Origin of the sequence: Limnohabitans sp. Jir61 (genome assembly GCF_003063545.1) — a bacterium.
In the GTDB taxonomy this organism is placed as follows: domain Bacteria; phylum Pseudomonadota; class Gammaproteobacteria; order Burkholderiales; family Burkholderiaceae_C; genus Limnohabitans.
The window spans coordinates 220,240-235,371 of record NZ_NESD01000002.1 but is presented as its reverse complement, the minus strand read 5'-3'; the positions used below and the strand labels follow the sequence as shown (position 1 = coordinate 235,371).

The 15,132-nt window shown below is 56.4% G+C and carries 18 protein-coding genes and 1 tRNA gene; 7 read left to right on the top strand and 12 right to left on the bottom strand.

Annotated features, from left to right (window positions below):
• Nucleotides 1-91: 91 nt before the first annotated feature.
• Complete coding sequence (locus B9Z35_RS07455; protein ID WP_108283074.1) at nt 92-319, top strand: hypothetical protein; 228 nt, start codon at nt 92-94, stop codon at nt 317-319.
• A gap of 3 nt (nt 320-322) precedes the next feature.
• Here the strand turns inward: B9Z35_RS07455 and ftsY are convergent, their stop codons facing one another.
• The gene (gene ftsY, locus B9Z35_RS07450; protein WP_108283073.1) at nt 323-1,372 is read right to left on the bottom strand and encodes a signal recognition particle-docking protein FtsY; all 1,050 of its coding nucleotides are present in this window, start codon (nt 1,370-1,372) and stop codon (nt 323-325) included.
• A 30-nt stretch (nt 1,373-1,402) separates the two neighbouring features.
• Between ftsY and rsmD the strand changes: the two genes are divergently transcribed.
• The 4 genes from rsmD (at nt 1,403) to B9Z35_RS07430 (ending at nt 3,606) form a co-directional block, all read left to right on the top strand.
• Nucleotides 1,403-2,026, top strand: coding sequence for a 16S rRNA (guanine(966)-N(2))-methyltransferase RsmD (gene rsmD / locus B9Z35_RS07445; protein WP_108283072.1), 624 nt, complete (start codon nt 1,403-1,405; stop codon nt 2,024-2,026).
• A gap of 35 nt (nt 2,027-2,061) precedes the next feature.
• Entirely contained in the window at nt 2,062-2,559 is a 498-nt protein-coding gene (gene coaD / locus B9Z35_RS07440; RefSeq protein WP_108283071.1) for a pantetheine-phosphate adenylyltransferase, read from the top strand.
• The gene (locus B9Z35_RS07435) at nt 2,556-3,278 is read left to right on the top strand and encodes a histidine phosphatase family protein (protein WP_233246505.1); all 723 of its coding nucleotides are present in this window, start codon (nt 2,556-2,558) and stop codon (nt 3,276-3,278) included. The genes coaD and B9Z35_RS07435 overlap by 4 nt, the downstream gene beginning before the upstream one ends.
• 73 nt (nt 3,279-3,351) lie before the next feature.
• Nucleotides 3,352-3,606: a YfhL family 4Fe-4S dicluster ferredoxin gene (locus tag B9Z35_RS07430; protein WP_108283069.1), complete on the top strand. Its 255-nt coding sequence runs from the start codon at nt 3,352-3,354 to the stop codon at nt 3,604-3,606.
• A 30-nt stretch (nt 3,607-3,636) separates the two neighbouring features.
• Here B9Z35_RS07430 and B9Z35_RS07425 read toward each other — a convergent pair whose 3' ends face one another.
• From B9Z35_RS07425 to B9Z35_RS07390, 8 genes are all read right to left on the bottom strand, one after another.
• Nucleotides 3,637-4,170, bottom strand: a complete 534-nt coding sequence (locus B9Z35_RS07425; protein WP_146178965.1) for a hypothetical protein — start codon at nt 4,168-4,170, stop codon at nt 3,637-3,639.
• Nucleotides 4,130-4,804, bottom strand: a complete 675-nt coding sequence (gene pth / locus B9Z35_RS07420) for an aminoacyl-tRNA hydrolase (protein WP_108283067.1) — start codon at nt 4,802-4,804, stop codon at nt 4,130-4,132. Before pth ends, B9Z35_RS07425 begins: the two co-directional genes overlap by 41 nt.
• Before the next feature lie 75 nt (nt 4,805-4,879).
• On the bottom strand, nt 4,880-5,497 hold the full coding sequence (locus B9Z35_RS07415; protein ID WP_108283066.1) for a 50S ribosomal protein L25/general stress protein Ctc: 618 nt from the start codon (nt 5,495-5,497) through the stop codon (nt 4,880-4,882).
• A 107-nt stretch (nt 5,498-5,604) separates the two neighbouring features.
• Nucleotides 5,605-6,582 carry a ribose-phosphate pyrophosphokinase gene (locus B9Z35_RS07410; protein ID WP_108283498.1) on the bottom strand — a complete coding sequence of 326 codons (978 nt, stop codon included), beginning with the start codon at nt 6,580-6,582 and terminating at the stop codon, nt 5,605-5,607.
• A gap of 82 nt (nt 6,583-6,664) precedes the next feature.
• Nucleotides 6,665-6,741 (bottom strand) — tRNA-Gln (locus tag B9Z35_RS07405).
• A gap of 32 nt (nt 6,742-6,773) precedes the next feature.
• Nucleotides 6,774-7,619 carry a 4-(cytidine 5'-diphospho)-2-C-methyl-D-erythritol kinase gene (gene ispE, locus B9Z35_RS07400; protein WP_108283065.1) on the bottom strand — a complete coding sequence of 282 codons (846 nt, stop codon included), beginning with the start codon at nt 7,617-7,619 and terminating at the stop codon, nt 6,774-6,776.
• A 3-nt stretch (nt 7,620-7,622) separates the two neighbouring features.
• The gene (locus B9Z35_RS07395) at nt 7,623-8,090 is read right to left on the bottom strand and encodes a lipoprotein insertase outer membrane protein LolB (protein WP_158268126.1); all 468 of its coding nucleotides are present in this window, start codon (nt 8,088-8,090) and stop codon (nt 7,623-7,625) included.
• A 30-nt stretch (nt 8,091-8,120) separates the two neighbouring features.
• Nucleotides 8,121-9,764, bottom strand: coding sequence for a lipopolysaccharide assembly protein LapB (locus tag B9Z35_RS07390; RefSeq protein WP_108283063.1), 1,644 nt, complete (start codon nt 9,762-9,764; stop codon nt 8,121-8,123).
• Nucleotides 9,765-9,804: 40 nt separating this feature from the next.
• On the opposite strand from B9Z35_RS07390, the gene mutM reads away from it, so the two are divergent.
• Nucleotides 9,805-10,620, top strand: coding sequence for a bifunctional DNA-formamidopyrimidine glycosylase/DNA-(apurinic or apyrimidinic site) lyase (mutM, locus tag B9Z35_RS07385; protein WP_108283062.1), 816 nt, complete (start codon nt 9,805-9,807; stop codon nt 10,618-10,620).
• A complete protein-coding gene (mutY, locus tag B9Z35_RS07380) occupies nt 10,617-11,663 on the top strand; it encodes an A/G-specific adenine glycosylase (protein WP_108283061.1) in 1,047 nt (348 codons plus the stop codon). The genes mutM and mutY overlap by 4 nt, the downstream gene beginning before the upstream one ends.
• Here the strand turns inward: mutY and rapZ are convergent.
• The 3 genes from rapZ to B9Z35_RS07365 are packed head-to-tail and all read right to left on the bottom strand — an operon-like array spanning nt 11,660 to nt 15,101.
• Nucleotides 11,660-12,538: an RNase adapter RapZ gene (gene rapZ / locus B9Z35_RS07375; protein ID WP_108283060.1), complete on the bottom strand. Its 879-nt coding sequence runs from the start codon at nt 12,536-12,538 to the stop codon at nt 11,660-11,662. The genes mutY and rapZ overlap by 4 nt on opposite strands.
• Nucleotides 12,535-14,208 carry a DNA repair protein RecN gene (recN, locus tag B9Z35_RS07370; protein WP_108283059.1) on the bottom strand — a complete coding sequence of 558 codons (1,674 nt, stop codon included), beginning with the start codon at nt 14,206-14,208 and terminating at the stop codon, nt 12,535-12,537. Before recN ends, rapZ begins: the two co-directional genes overlap by 4 nt.
• Complete coding sequence (locus B9Z35_RS07365) at nt 14,205-15,101, bottom strand: NAD kinase (RefSeq protein WP_108283058.1); 897 nt, start codon at nt 15,099-15,101, stop codon at nt 14,205-14,207. The genes recN and B9Z35_RS07365 overlap by 4 nt, the downstream gene beginning before the upstream one ends.
• Between the last annotated feature and the right edge of the window lie 31 nt (nt 15,102-15,132).

Genomic DNA, 15,132 nt, shown 5'->3' with positions numbered 1-15,132 from the left:
GTTTATGGGTTAACCCTTGGTAAAGGCGCTCTAGAAATACTGTGTTTTTTAACATATACTGAATTTAATCACAGTATTTAAGGAGCCCGTTATGCCCCCCATGACCTTGGAGCGAATTGCCGTGCAGTGCTGCAAGAGCTGCGCGCATGTGCTCAATTCCGACTCATCTGAAACCCATCTGCGTTGCGGCTTGGGCTATTACATTCAGCCGCCGCTCACGCGCAAGCAAGGCCGCATGGATAGCTATCCCGTGGTGGAGGCCCATGAGAGCTGCGGTCGCTGGCGCGAGAGCTTGAAAGGTGTGCTCAAGCGCGATTAAGCCTTAGCCCAAGAGGGCGTCAGCAAACTCTTGGGCGTTGAAGGTTTCGAGGTCTTCCACGGCTTCGCCCACGCCAATGAAGTACACAGGCACGACCGATCCGCCCTCAGCCGCGCGGCCTTGGCCCCACAGCGCAATAGCAGCCAACACGCCGCCCTTGGCTGTGCCGTCGAGCTTGGTAACGATCAGGCCCGTTAAACCCAGCGTTTCATCAAACGCCTTCACTTGGGCGAGCGCGTTTTGGCCGGTGTTGCCGTCAATCACTAGCAATACTTCATGCGGGCCTGTCGGTTCGGCTTTTTGCACCACACGTTTGATCTTTTTCAACTCTTCCATCAGGTGCAGCTGCGTGGGTAGGCGGCCTGCGGTGTCGACCAACACCACGTCTTTGCCGCGTGCGCGGCCTGCGGTGACGGCATCAAAGCTCACAGAGGCGGGGTCGCCGCCTTCTTGACTGACGATTTCCACCGTGTTGCGCGTCGCCCAAACGGCCAGCTGCTCACGGGCAGCAGCGCGGAAGGTGTCGGCTGCCGCTAACAAAACGGAGGCACCGCTGTCGCTCAAGTGGCGGGTGAGCTTGCCAATGGAGGTGGTTTTGCCTGCACCGTTCACGCCGGCCACCATGATGATGGTGGGCTTGTGTGCGCCGATGGCGAGTGGCATCTCTAGGGGCTTGAGCAGCTGTGCAATCGAGGCAGCCAGCAAGGCCTTCACGGCGAAGGGCTCGGTGGTGGCGGTGTCTTTGACGCGCTGCTTCAAGTCTTTCAGCAAATATTCGGTGGCTTGCACGCCAGCATCGGCCATGAGCAGGGCTGTTTCAAGTTCTTCATAGAGCTCGTCATCAATCTGCGTGCCCGTGAACACCGTGCTGATGCTTTGGCCAGTGCGGCGCAGGCCAGTGCCTAAGCGGGCAAGCCAGCTGGCGCGGGGGCGCTCGGCGGGCATCTGCTGTGGGGGGGCTTCGGTGGATGCAGCGCTCTCAGCTGTGGTGGTGCTGCCTGCTGTCTCGGGCGCAGGTTGGTCAGCGATTTTTTTCTTGAAGAAGCTAAACATGTGTGGGTGTTTCTAGAATCAGTCCATTCTATGAAAACCCGCACACCAAAATCTTTCAACACTCCACCCGTCAAACCTGTCGCCGAGAAGCGGCACAAAGGTGCAGGCGAGGTGCGCATCATCGGCGGCGAATGGCGCCGCACCAAATTGCCCGTGGCCTTGAAGCCCGGCCTTCGCCCCACGCCAGACCGCGTGCGCGAAACCTTGTTCAACTGGTTGGGCCAATCACTCTTGGGTTGGCGTTGTGTGGACCCGTTTGCGGGCACAGGTGCTTTGGGCTTTGAAGCCGCATCTCGTGGCGCAGCCCATGTGCAGGTGTGCGAACTTGACCCCGCTTTGGTGGCGCAACTCAGCACGCAAGTCAACCGCCTCAAGGCCACCAACGTGCATGTGTTGCGCACCGATGGTGTGGCGTGCTTGAAGCAGCTCAGCGAATCAAGCGTGGACTTGATTTTCATTGACCCACCGTTTGATGGCAATTTGTTTGAGCCCGCGTTGCAAGCCGCAGGCAAGGCGGTGAAGGCTGATGGCTATGTGTACCTTGAAGCGCCTGTGGCGTGGACGGACGAGCAGCTGACGCCCATGGGTCTGAGCTTGCACCGTCATCTCAAGGCTGGCGCGGTGCATGCGCATTTGCTGCGCCGAATTGCATAATCAGTTTTGATATTTAGAAACACGTAGGAGTGCCCATGTCTAAGCAAGTCGTTGCCATTTACCCCGGCACCTTTGACCCCATCAGCTTGGGCCATGAAGACATCGTGTTGCGCGCGGCGGCCATGTTTGACAAAGTCATCTTGGCAGTGGCCACCGCCCACCACAAGAAAACCTTGTTCACCTTGGAGGAGCGCATGGACATGGCGCGTGAAGCGTTGGCCGCACACCCCCAAGTCGAAGTAGTGCCCTTCACCGGCTTGGCGCGCGACTTTGTACGAAGCCACAACGCCACCGTGATGGTGCGCGGTGTGCGCACGGTGACCGACTTTGACTACGAGTTTCAACTCGCAGGCATGAACCGCGAACTGATGCCTGAGGTGGAAACGGTGTTTCTGACGCCCAGCGCCAAATACCAATTCATCTCTAGCACCTTTGTGCGCGAAATCTCTTTACTGGGTGCTGGCGACGATGGGCAGAACTTGGTGTCGGCATGTGTTTACCAGCGCTTGTTGGCCAAGCGTGCGGTGAAGTGACGGACTTTCTTCTCATCCGCCACGGCGAAACCGCTTGGAACCGCGAGCTTCGGTTTCAGGGACAACTCGATGTGCCGCTCAACGAGATGGGCTTAGAACAAGCCCAGCGTTTGAAAACACGCATGGTGCAAGCCTTGGCCGAATGGCAAGCGCAGGGCCGTGTGCCTACCCGACTCATCAGCAGTGATTTGCTGCGTGCCCAACAAACTGCCCAGCCCGTGGCCGAGGTGCTGGGCCACACCTGTATCTTGAATGCAGGTTTGCGCGAGCAGTGCTACGGTGTGTTTGAAGGTATGCGCAGTCCCGACATTCAAGCGCAACACCCTGAGGCCTGGCAACGTTGGTTGGCCTTTGATGCCGACGAGGCCGTGGAGGGCGCTGAAACCACGCGCGCTTTTCATGACCGTGTGATTGCCACATTGCAAGACCTAGCCCAGCAATACGCGGGCGAGCATGTAGTGGTGGTCACGCATGGCGGCGTGCTGGATATGGTGTGGCGTCATGCGCAGGCTTTGTCGCTCAGCGGCCCGCGTGTGTGTGACATTCCTAATGCAGGGCTCAATCAAGTGGCTTGGCGCGATGGTGGGCTGCACATTCAGCTCTGGGCCGATGCCGCGCACTTGGCCGATTTACCTGATCAACCTGTGTACAGCCAACAGCGTTTGCTTGAAGTGCGTGAGCAACTCGCTGCACAAACACATGTCAACGGTGTGGCCTAAGCACCGCGCCCTTGGGTAACCGCAGGTGAGCGGGGATAATTGCTTCTTTGTTTAGCCCACTGACGGATTTTTTATGGCCTTGATGATCACCGATGAATGCATCAACTGCGATGTGTGTGAGCCCGAGTGCCCGAACGAAGCCATCTTCTTAGGGCCAGAGATTTACGAAATCAACCCCGATAAATGCACCGAGTGCGTGGGCCATTTCGACGAGCCCCAATGTGTGCAGGTGTGCCCTGTGGCGTGCATTCCTGTGAACCCCGAACGGGTAGAGGGGCGTGATGCTTTGCTGGCGAAGTTTCGTTTGTTGCAGCAGTCCGCGCAGTAATTCAAAGTTGGCCTTGAAGCGCGTTGTGCTTTAGGGGTTAGAGGTAGCAGGCACCGCTTTGGCGGTGCTTTTCTTTTTGGGCTCAGCCTTCGGATTTACGGCTGTGAAGTAGGGGCTGTTTGGCTTTCGGATCTGTTTGCCGTGGTGTTTCTTGCCATTGGTGAGTGGTTCATTGCTTTTGGTGCTGGCAAGGGGTGGAGGGGGCGCGCTGAGCCTGATGGGGGTGGATTGTGCTGCTTGACGCTCGGCTTGCAGCCGTTGCTTTTCTAGAGATTGCGCCTCGCGCAAGTCACTGTTTGCCATGTTGTTTTTGTCCTGCCCAGTGGTGTGCAGTGCCGAAGTTGGTTTGACTTCTGTGGCGGTTGTGTTGCCACATTGGTTCGATGTGCTGTACGCCTCGCCGCAGCGGTAAATCGTGTCTGCTTGTGTCGGCGCAATAGCGTAAAAAATAAAGCTGATGTAGACAGTTAAGCGCTGCGCATGGCTAAGACCTGTGCCGCGTCGCAGCCATGCCCACAAAAAATTACTTGGGCTCAGCCCCTTTGGTGTGTGTCGTCTCAACATTCGCAGCCCCTGTCTTCTCAGTGCCAGGCAGCGTGGCCGGCCGAGGTGGTTTGGGCCGGGGCGGCTTGGCGGTGTGAATCATTTGCGTGGCTTTCACGATGTCGCCCGCAAGCAAATGCGGCAAGGCCAAGCTGGTGCGTGTGATGCAGTCTTCAATGGCGGTGCGTTGGTCGGGGGCTGGTTTTTTCAGCACCCAATTCGCAACCTCTGATTTCACACCGGGGTGGCCAATGCCAATGCGCAGTCGCCAGTATTGGTCTGTGCCGAGCTGTGCATGGATGTCGCGCAGGCCATTGTGGCCAGCATGGCTGCCGCCGAGTTTGAGTTTGGCTTCGCCAGGCGTGATGTCCAACTCGTCGTGGACCACCAAAATTTCCTGTGGCTGTATCTTGAAGAACCGCGCCAGTGCACCCACCGACTTACCCGAGAGGTTCATGAAAGTTTGTGGCTCCAAGAGCCACACGTTCTCGCCTTTGACCGATGTGCGAGCCACCAAGCCGTGATAGGTGCGGTCGGGTTGTAGCGACACTTTCAGGTCGCGTGCGGCCATGTCGACCCACCAAAAACCAGCGTTGTGCCGTGTGGCTTCGTATTCAGTGCCGGGGTTGCCCAGGCCAACAATGAGCTTGATCATGTGTGAATTATCAATGAGTGCGCACCAATGAAAACGGCCCACCGAGGTGGGCCGCTGTAGCAATCTACGAAGAGATTACTTTTTCTTTTTGCTGTCTGCAGCTGGGGCGGCAGCAGCAGGTGCTTCAGCTTCAGCTTTAGGAGCCACAACAGAAACCAACACAGGGTTGTTTTTACCGTGGATCACAGCAGTCACGCCTTTTGGCAAGACGATGTCGCTGGCGTGCAAAGAGTGACCTTTGGTCAACTTGCTCAAGTCCACAGCAATGAACTCTGGCAACTCTTTAGGCATGCAAGAGATTTCCAATTCTGTAGCCACGTGAGTGATCAAGCAGTGGTCCAGTTTGAAAGCTGGAGACTCTTCTTGGCCGCTGAAGTGCAATGGCACTTTCTTGTGCATCTTGGTGTTGGCATCGATGCGTTGGAAATCGATGTGCAACACGAGTTGCTTGAAGGGGTGGTATTGCACGTCGCGCAACAACACTTCGGTTGTTTTGCCGTTCAATTCCATCTGCAAGACAGAAGCGTGGAAAGCTTCTTTCTTCAAAGCGTGCCACAAGGCGTTGTGATCGATTTCGATCAATGAAGGTTCAGTAGCGCCACCGTAGACGATGCCAGGTGTACGACCAGTGATACGCAGACGGCGGCTCGCACCCGTTCCCTGCTTAGCGCGCTCAAAAGCGACAAATTTCATAATTAACTCCAGTAAGAACCCACCGCGACCAGTGTGATTCCAGTTTCAAAAATAGGCTGCATGAATGCAGCCCGGGGTCGATGTTCGACGACTTGGACGCTGGCTGTTTAGAACAGCTGGTCTTGGTCGGAGAACAAGCTCATGACCGACTCGCCGCTGGCAATGCGTTGGATCGTTTCGGCGATCAACGGAGCCACGGTGAGTTGGCGGATTTTCTTGCAGGCGCGGCCAGCTTCGCTCAAAGGAATGGTGTTGGTCACCACAACTTCGTCGAGGGCATCGCCTTTGGCAATGCGTTCAATCGCAGGGCCAGAGAAGATGGGGTGTGTGCAGTAGGCGTAAACCTTCTTGGCACCACGTGTTTTCAAAACTTCAGCGGCTTTCACCAAAGTGCCTGCGGTGTCGATCATGTCGTCCATGATCACGCAGTTGCGGCCTTCGATGTCGCCAATGACGTTCATCACTTCAGACACGTTGGCTTTGGGACGACGCTTGTCGATGATGGCCAAATCGCAACCGAGTTGCTTGGCCAAAGCGCGGGCGCGCACCACACCACCCACATCGGGTGACACAACGATCAGGTCTTCGTAGTTTTTCGTGCGCAAGTCGCCCAACAAAACGGGAGATGCGTAGATGTTGTCGACGGGAATGTCGAAGAAACCTTGAATTTGGTCAGCGTGCAAGTCCATGGTCAACACGCGGGCCACGCCAGCGGTTTGCAACAAATCTGCCACCAGCTTGGCAGAGATTGGCACACGGCTTGAACGTGGGCGGCGGTCTTGACGGGCATAGCCGAAGTAGGGGATGACCGCGCTGATGCGCTCTGCTGAGGCGCGCTTCAAAGCGTCGACCATGATCAGCAACTCCATCACACTTTCGTTGGTGGGTGCGCATGTGCTTTGCACCACGAACACATCGCGGGCACGCACGTTTTGGTTGATTTCAACGGTGACTTCGCCGTCAGAGAAGCGGCCCACATGGGCTGCGCCTACTTCGATGCCGAGGTGGGTTGCAATTTCGGCGGCCAAAGTAGGATTGGCATTGCCGGTAAAGACCATGAAGTCGGGGGTGTGGTTCGACATGATGACGTGTGACTTTCGCTTCAAGACCAATGACGCAATAAGTCGTCACTTGCAAACCAAGCACGGATGTGCTTTTTAAGAAATTTGGCAGGGGAAGAAGGACTCGAACCTTCGAATGCCGGAATCAAAATCCGGTGCCTTAACCAACTTGGCGACTCCCCTACACAGGTCAGGCGCTTTGCAGCGACCAACCGTTAACTTTCACTGGCTGCCCAACCCGCTTGTGGATGAACTGCCATATTGCTGCATATCCGCATTTGCCAGTTGTGTGGGGCTGAATCAATCAGCACACCATCGGGTAACTGGGCAAACACTGCGCTGCCAGAGCCTGTCATGCGAGGGCTTAACCCAAAAGAGCCTAACCATTGAATGGCTTCGGTAATCTCTGGGCACAACGCCTGAGCTACTGGCTGCAAATCATTACGACCAAAACCGTACGGATTAGCAGCGAAGAACGGCATTGTAGCAGTTTCTGTAGCCCTTTGCAGCTCTGGTGCGCGAAAAATTTTGGCTGTCTCCAAACCCGCGTTGGGCTTGACCACGGCAAAGCGCGCGGCAGGCACATCAATGGGCGTAATTTGTTCGCCAATGCCTTCAATCCAAGCGTTGTGACCACTTAAGAAAAACGGCACATCAGCCCCCAGTGCCAACCCCAAAGGCATGAGTTTGGAGAGCGGCCAGTTCAAGCCCCACAAACGGTTGAGGGCCAGCAGGGTGGTTGCTGCATCGGATGAGCCTCCGCCCATTCCAGCTTGGGCAGGGATGTATTTTTCAATCGCGATGTGCACACCCAAGGGCGTGCCGCTGGCGCGTTGCAGTGATTGCGCGGCACGCATGACCAAATCATCGGCAGGCAGCACCACGTTGAGGTCTTCGCGCTCTATCACACCGTCGTCACGCACATCAAAGTGCAGGGTGTCGCACCAGTCAATCAGCATGAAGACCGATTGCAGCAAGTGGTAACCATCATCGCGTCGCCCAGTGATGTGCAAAAACAGATTGAGCTTGGCAGGGGCTAAGACGTTGTGTAGCGAGCGCATGTTTTACTGGTCGAGTTTGATGCGCAGCGTCACTTCGGGCGCTGGTTCTGTCCGACGTGCAAAGAGTGAGCCTTGCGACACGCTAGATAAATCAGCCTGCCACCCTCTGATATTGACCTGTTGGCCTTGTAGCCAACCAAAGATGGCTTCAACGGGCAATGCAGCACCCGTGGCTTTTTCAGTCAGTTCAGCCAGGGAGTTGAAGTACTGGTGCTTGCCGCCATCGCTGAGCTGCACCAGTTGAGGTGTCCATTGCAGTGCGCCGAGGGTTGTACCCAGCGGTGAATACAAATCTAACTCGCCGTTTTTCGCATCGCCACGCAGCAAGAAGCTGGCACTCATCGATGAGGGGGTGTCGCCCAATACTTGCACGCTGATGCGGCCTTGCCATTCAGGCATGTTGGCTTGCTCGGTGCTAAAAGACTTGGCCGTGCGGCTAGGCGTGGCGCAGCCAACCAGCAACGTACTCATCAGCAAAGCAATCCACCAACAGCGCATGGTTTACAGCGCAGGTTTGAGGCGTTGCAAAGTTTCTTGCAAGGTCTCGTTGTTAGGTGCATTGTTCAGGCCCTCACGCCAGATTTTGAAGGCTTCGTCTTGGCGCTTCATCTTCCAAAGTACCTCACCCAAGTGGGCTGCAATCTCAGCATCAGCACGGTCTTTGTAGGCTTTTTGCAGGTAAGTCAGTGCAGCACCGAGGTTGCCCATGCGGAACTCGACCCAACCCAAGCTGTCGGTGATGAACGGATCATCTGGTGCAAAGGTCAGAGCTTTGACGATGAGTTGTTTGGCTTCAGGCAGTCGAATATTGCGATCTGCCAATGAAAAGCCCAATGCGTTGTAAGCGTTGTAGTAGCTGGGGTTTTGTGCAATGACTTTGCGCAGCAGCTTTTCCATGTCATCGAGCTTATTGAGCTTTTCAGCCAACATGGCTTGTTCGTAAATGAGGTCGGTGTCGCCGCCGCTGTTGGCCGCTAATAAATCAAAGGCAGCTTGCCATTGGCGGTGTTCACGTAAAAGTTGTACTTCAGCCAACACGCGGCTGCGCTGCTCATCGGCGTTGTTGGCTGGAATTTGATGAATCAGTTCACGCGCTTCGCTCATCTTGCCTTGGCGAGCCAGCAGTGCAGCACGACGTGTTTGGGCTTGGTTTAAGCCTCGCGTGCTGGTGTCCGAAGGTGTGTTGCTGGCCAAGATCACATAGCGGGCCAATGAGGCTTCCGCATCTTTGTCTTGGCCTTGTTCAAATTGCAGGGAGCCCAATACCAGCCATGCATCCGCTAGTTTGGAGTCTCTGCGGGTGATGGCTTGCAATTGTTCGGTGGCTTCTTTGTAGCGCTCTAACTCAATCAGTACGCGTACATAGCTCATGGCCATTTCTGAACCGTCTTGTTTGCGCAAGCCTTGTTGAACCAAGAGTTCGGCACCTGAAACATTTTTGCTCATCAACTCCATCGCCAGCAGCAAAGGGCCTTGGGCTTTGCTATCGGCGGCTTGGCCTTTTTTACTTGAGTCGACAGCCCCAGCAAAGTCATCGCTGGCCAAACGCATACGGCCCAAACTGGTCCAAGCGGTAGCACCCGTGGTGTTACTTTTGTTCAGGTAGGGCTCAAGCGCTTGCTCTACCACGGCAGCTGCACGCTTTTTATCGGTGACGCGTGCGTAGTGGCGAGGGATGAGGTTGATCGCGGCATCACGCTCGGTATCGGGTGCTAATGCAATTTCCTTTTTCAACGGCTCTAAACTCTCGACGACTTGGTTGAGCGCTAACAAAATTTGCAGCACTTGGTTGTTGGCCTTGCGGTCTTGTGGCCAAGCGCTTGACCAAGCGCGTGCAGCCATCAATGCGCCATCGCCTGAACGCGCTTGCAACGCAATTTCCACTGCACGGTCATACAAGGCTACATCATTGGATTTGCGTGCTGCATCGAGCAACAGTGAAAAACCAGCGGCAGGCTCGCCATGGCGCAGGTTCATCTCGCCAAGCAAAATTTCATAAAGCAACTCGCCGTTCATGGCAGAGTTTTCGGTCTTGTCGGAATCGCTGGCTTGCGCATGGCCGATGATGGGAGCGGCGCAAGAAGCCGCGGTGACTAGCGTGATACGCAGGGCCCAAAGACGGGCGGCGGACAAGGGGAATTTCATACTCGCATCATAATCGCTGACACATTTTCCTTGCCCACCTATGCCTGAATTACCCGAAGTCGAAGTGACCCGCCTGAGCTTTGCCGATCGCATAGCAGGCGCGCGCGTGACTGGGGTGCGCGTAGGCAAGCCCTTGCGTTGGTCTTTGGGCTGCAAGCCTGAGTCATTGGTGGGTCGGCAAGTGTTGGGCGTGCGACGCCGTGGCAAGTATTTGTTGGTCGATTTGAACGATGGTCTGTTGCTCTGGCACTTGGGCATGTCGGGTAGCTTGCTGTTTGGTAACGACCGCAGTGCAGCACAAGCACATGATCACTTTGATTTAGACACCACTCAAGGCTTGCTGCGCTTGAACGACCCACGCCGCTTTGGCGCGGTGGTGTTTGCGCCCAGTGAGCAAAGTGCAGAAGCAGTCAAACTACTGGGCCACTTGGGTGTGGAGCCTTTGAACGGTGGCTTTGAGCTAGAGGCCTTTCATGCCGGTTTGCGCAAACGCAAATCTGCCATCAAGCAGGTGTTGCTTGCTGGGGAGTTGGTGGTGGGTGTGGGCAATATTTATGCGTCAGAAGCCTTGTTCTTGGCAGGCATTCGTCCCACCACTCGCGCTGATCGCATCAGTCGACCTCGTGCTGAAAAGCTGCGCTTGGCCGTGATGGATGTGTTGACCCGTGCCGTCAAAAAAGGTGGCAGCACTTTGCGCGACTTCTCTGCCGCCGACGGCAAGAACGGTTACTTTCAACTCGAAGCCCATGTGTATGACCGCGTGGGCGAGCCATGCCGCGTGTGCGGTACGACGATCCGCCGCATTCAGCAAGGCCAGCGTTCGACCTATTACTGCACCGTGTGCCAAAAACCATGACGACGATAAAGAGCTTTGGCGACACCGTGGTGGCGTGGCAAAAAAAACATGGCCGTCATGACCTGCCATGGCAAAACACGCAAGACCCGTATGCCGTGTGGCTGTCGGAAATCATGTTGCAGCAAACGCAAGTTGTCACGGTGCGTGAGTACTTTGCGCGTTTCATGGCGCGTTTTCCCACCGTGGCAGATTTAGCCGCTGCGCATCAAGACGAAGTGCTGGGCCTGTGGAGTGGCTTGGGCTACTACAGCCGCGCTCGCAACATGCATCGTGCGGCGCAGGATGTGGTCGCTTTGCACGGTGGCGTGTTTCCGCGTGATTCTGAAACCTTGCAAACCTTGCCCGGCATTGGCCGCTCCACCGCAGCGGCGGTGGCTTCGCTGTGTTTTGGCGAACCCATTGCCATCTTGGATGGCAACGTCAAGCGCGTGCTCACACGCTATTTGGGCTTCAAAGATGATTTGGCTTCAACGAAGGTAGAGAAAGCACTGTGGGCCATCGCCCAAACCATGTTGCCCCAGTGTGATGTGAAAAATGCCATGCCGCGCTATACCCAAGGGGTGATGGATTTGGGGGCCACTGTGTGCACGCCCAAAAAACCGCAATGTGCGCAATGTCCTGTTGCCGATGCTTGCGTGGCCAAGGACGAAGGCCAGCCCGAAGCCTATCCGGTGAAAACACGCAAACTCAAACGCACGTCAGAGCAGTTGTGGTTGCTGCACGCCGTGACTAGCAATGGCGATGTTTGGCTGATGCAGCGCCCGCAAACCGGCGTGTGGGCGGGTTTGTATTGCTTGCCTGTGTTTGAAAGTTTTGAGGCTTTGGTGGCGGCTTTGCCCGCCAAGTTCCGCACGCAGCTGCAGGATGGCACGGTGTTTAAGCATGTGCTGACGCACAAGGATTTGCACTTGCATCCCGTGCATTTGAGTTTGCCAAGTTCTGTGAAGTTGGGCGCTGCGATGGGTGAGGGGCAGTGGGTGATTAAGTCCGACTGGCCAGCGCTGGGTCTGCCTGCGCCTATTCGTAAGCTGCTGACGAATTAAGGCGCAACGTCTAGTTCGCGGTGACGCTTGAGCGTGACCCACTCTTTGGCAAAGCGCTTGGATAGCAACTCCACCAAATAAACAGAACGGTGTTGTCCACCGGTGCAGCCAATGGCCACGGTCACATAGCTCCGGTGGTCTTGGTTGAGGTCAGGCAACCAGGTATTCATGAAGTCGGTGATTTGGCTGGCCATTTTTTCCACCGCGCCGTGTTCGGCTAACCAGTCCGCCACAGGCGCATCGCGACCCGTGAGCGGGCGCAAGGCGGGTTCATAGTGCGGATTGGGCAGCATGCGCACGTCAAACACGTAGTCGGCATGCACGGGGATGCCGCGCTTGAAGGCGAAGGATTCAAACATCAGCGTCAGCTGTGTGGCTGGCGCCGAAATGAGCGACTTGATGTAGCCCTGTAACTTGCTGCTGCGCAACAAGCTGGTGTCGATGATGTGCGACTCTTCCCGCAGCTCGGACAGCAGCTCGCGCTCATGCTCAATCGCTTCGACCAAGTCACGTTGTTGATCTCGAATCACGTCTTGACCATCTTGGCGCGAGAGGGGGTGGCGGCGGCGTGTTTCTGAAAAGCGGTGCACCAAAATTTCGGTGGTCGCGTCTAAGAACAGCAAACGTACATCCACGTCCATTGTTCGCAGATGAGCGAGCTGAGCAGGGACCAAAGGCAAAGAGCTGGCGCTTCGTACATCCATCGCGATGGCTACCTTGCTGATACTTTGTTGCTGTTCCAGTTGCACGAATGGCAGCAGCAACTCGGGTGGGAGGTTGTCCACGCAGTAGTAGCCCGCGTCTTCTAACGCGTTCAGCGCCACAGACTTGCCCGAGCCGGACATGCCTGTGATGAGCACCAGTTCTTGTTTCATTTTTTGCCAGTCTTCGCAGAGGTTTGAAGCATTTCACGCGCATGGGCGAGGGTGGTGTCTGACACCTTTTCGCCGCCCAGCATGCGTGCAATTTCGTTCACCCGTGCATCGGCACTCAGGGCGTTGACTTGACTCGATGTGCCTTGCGCATCGCTGTGTTTGGACACTACCAAGTGGTGATCCGCACACGCGGCAACTTGTGGCAAGTGGGTCACGGCTAGCACTTGGCGGTCAATGCCTAGCTGCTTCATCAAGCGGCCGACGGTTTCGGCCACTGCGCCGCCCACGCCAGAGTCAACCTCGTCAAAAATCAGGGTTTGCGCCGTGCCCAGCTCGCTGGTGGTTACGGCAATCGCCAAAGCAATGCGCGACAACTCACCACCCGAAGCCACTTTGCCCACAGGGCGCGGCGTGCTGCCGGGGTGGCCAGCCACCAAGAAGGTGATGCTCTCAAGGCCGCTGGCTGTGGGTTGCTCGGTCTTGTCGAGCTGCACCTCAAAGCGGCCGCCTTGCATGCCCAAGCCTTGCATGGCTTGGGTAATGGCGGTGGCGAGTTTGGGTGCGGCTTGTGTGCGGGCTTGCGAAATTTTGCGAGCTTCTGTTTGGTACGCGGCTGCAGCTTTGGCTTCTCTGGCCTCAAGCGCTTCAAGGTCGGTTGCAGCATCGAGCTGCGTCAAACGGGTTTTCCACTCTAGGTAGAGCGCAGGGAGTTCTTGCGGCGTGCGCTTGAAGCGGCGCGCCAAAGACATCCACAACGACATGCGGTCGTCCAACGTTTGCAAGCGTGCGGGGTCAAGTTCGGTGCGGCCTAAATAGGCGTTGAGCGAATGCGCCACATCGCCCGCTTGCGCGAGGCTAGAGGCCAGCACATCCACCAGCGCGGTGAATTCGGGCTCTACATCGGTTTGGTCTTGCAGCGCGTCTTGCGCTTTGGCCAACAGGCGCAGTGCGCCGCTGTCGTCGTCTTCTAACGATTGGATGGCCGCTTGTGCGGCATCCATTAAGGCTTGTGCGTTGGACAGACGCGTGTGTTGGCTGTTGAGCTCGTCCCACTCGTCTTCGGCGGGGCTCAGCTTGTCGACCTCGGCAATTTGCCACAGTAAACGCTCGCGCTCTTCTTGCAGTGTGGCTTGTGCGGTGCGTGCTTCGTGAAGGGCTTGGGTGGCTTGACGCCATTGCGTCCATGTTTGGGTCAGGCCTTGCAGCGTCACGCTTGCATAGGCGTCGAGCAAGCCGCGCACTGCATCAGGACGGGTCAGGCTTTGCCAGGCGTGTTGGCCGTGGATGTCGAGCACCATGTCGCCTAAGGCGCGCAGTTGGGTGGCGGTGGCGGGGCTGCCGTTAATCCACGCGCGGCTTTTGCCTTGTGCATCAATCGTACGTTTGAGGAGTAGTTGGTCTTCGGTGGCGATGTCTGCAAAGCCTTCGTTATCCAGCCACTTCACGATCTCGGGTGTGGTGTCAAACTCGGCGCAAATTTCGGCACGGGCTGCGCCCTCTCGCACCACGCTGGTTTCAGCACGTGCGCCCAGCACCAATTGCAAGGCGTCTATCAAAATCGATTTGCCAGCACCGGTCTCGCCGGTGAGCGCAGAAAAGCCGCTCGACAAATCGAGGTCCAGTTCGCGCACGATCACAAAATCGCGCAAAACGATATGTTGCAAACTCATGCGCCGCCCTCGTTCCAGTGCAGTTTTTGGCGCAGGGTGTCGTAATAGCTCCAGCCGCGTGGGTGCAAAAAGGTGGCGTGGTAGTTGGAGCGCTTCACGGTGATGCGGTCGCCAATCAAGAGCGATGCGAGCGATTGCATGTCAAAGTTGGCACTGGCGTCGCGACCGGCCACGAGGTCAATCGTGACCTCGCCTGTGTCAGCCAACACGATAGGGCGGTTTGACAGCGTGTGCGGCGCAATCGGGGCCAAAACCCAAGCAGGTAGCGATGGGTGAAGCAAGGGGCCGCCGACCGACAGTGAGTAAGCGGTAGAGCCAGTGGGGGTGGCAATGATCAAACCGTCGGCACGTTGGTTCGCCACGAAGCGGCCATCCACAGCGACACGCACTTCCAACATGCCGCTGGTCGCGCCGCGGTTGACCACAACGTCGTTCAAAGCGAGTGCATTGAACACGCAATGCCCATCACGCCACACTTTGGCGCGCATCAGAGCACGTCGATCTTCTTCGTAGCCGCCGCTGAGCATGGTGGTGAGCGTGTTTTTTACTTCGCTCAGAGGAATGTCGGTGATGAAGCCTAAGCGGCCTTGGTTGATACCAATTAGCGGCACGTTGTGCGGTGCCAATTGACGTGCATAGCCTAGCATCGTGCCGTCGCCGCCGAGCACAATGGCCAAGTCACAAGACTTGCCGATTTCTTCGGTGGTCTTCACGGTGTAGCCGTTCAGACCAGAACCGGCGGCTGTGTCATGCTCTAGGATGACTTCGCAGCCGAGTGTGTGCAAGAGCTCGGCAATGCTCTCTAAGGTTTGGCGAGAAGATGGGCTAGCGCTTGAACCTGAGTTCAAGTGGTATTTCCCAAGCAAGGCAATCTGACGAAACTTTGATTTCATAGGCAAATTACATCACTAAAATTCGACAACA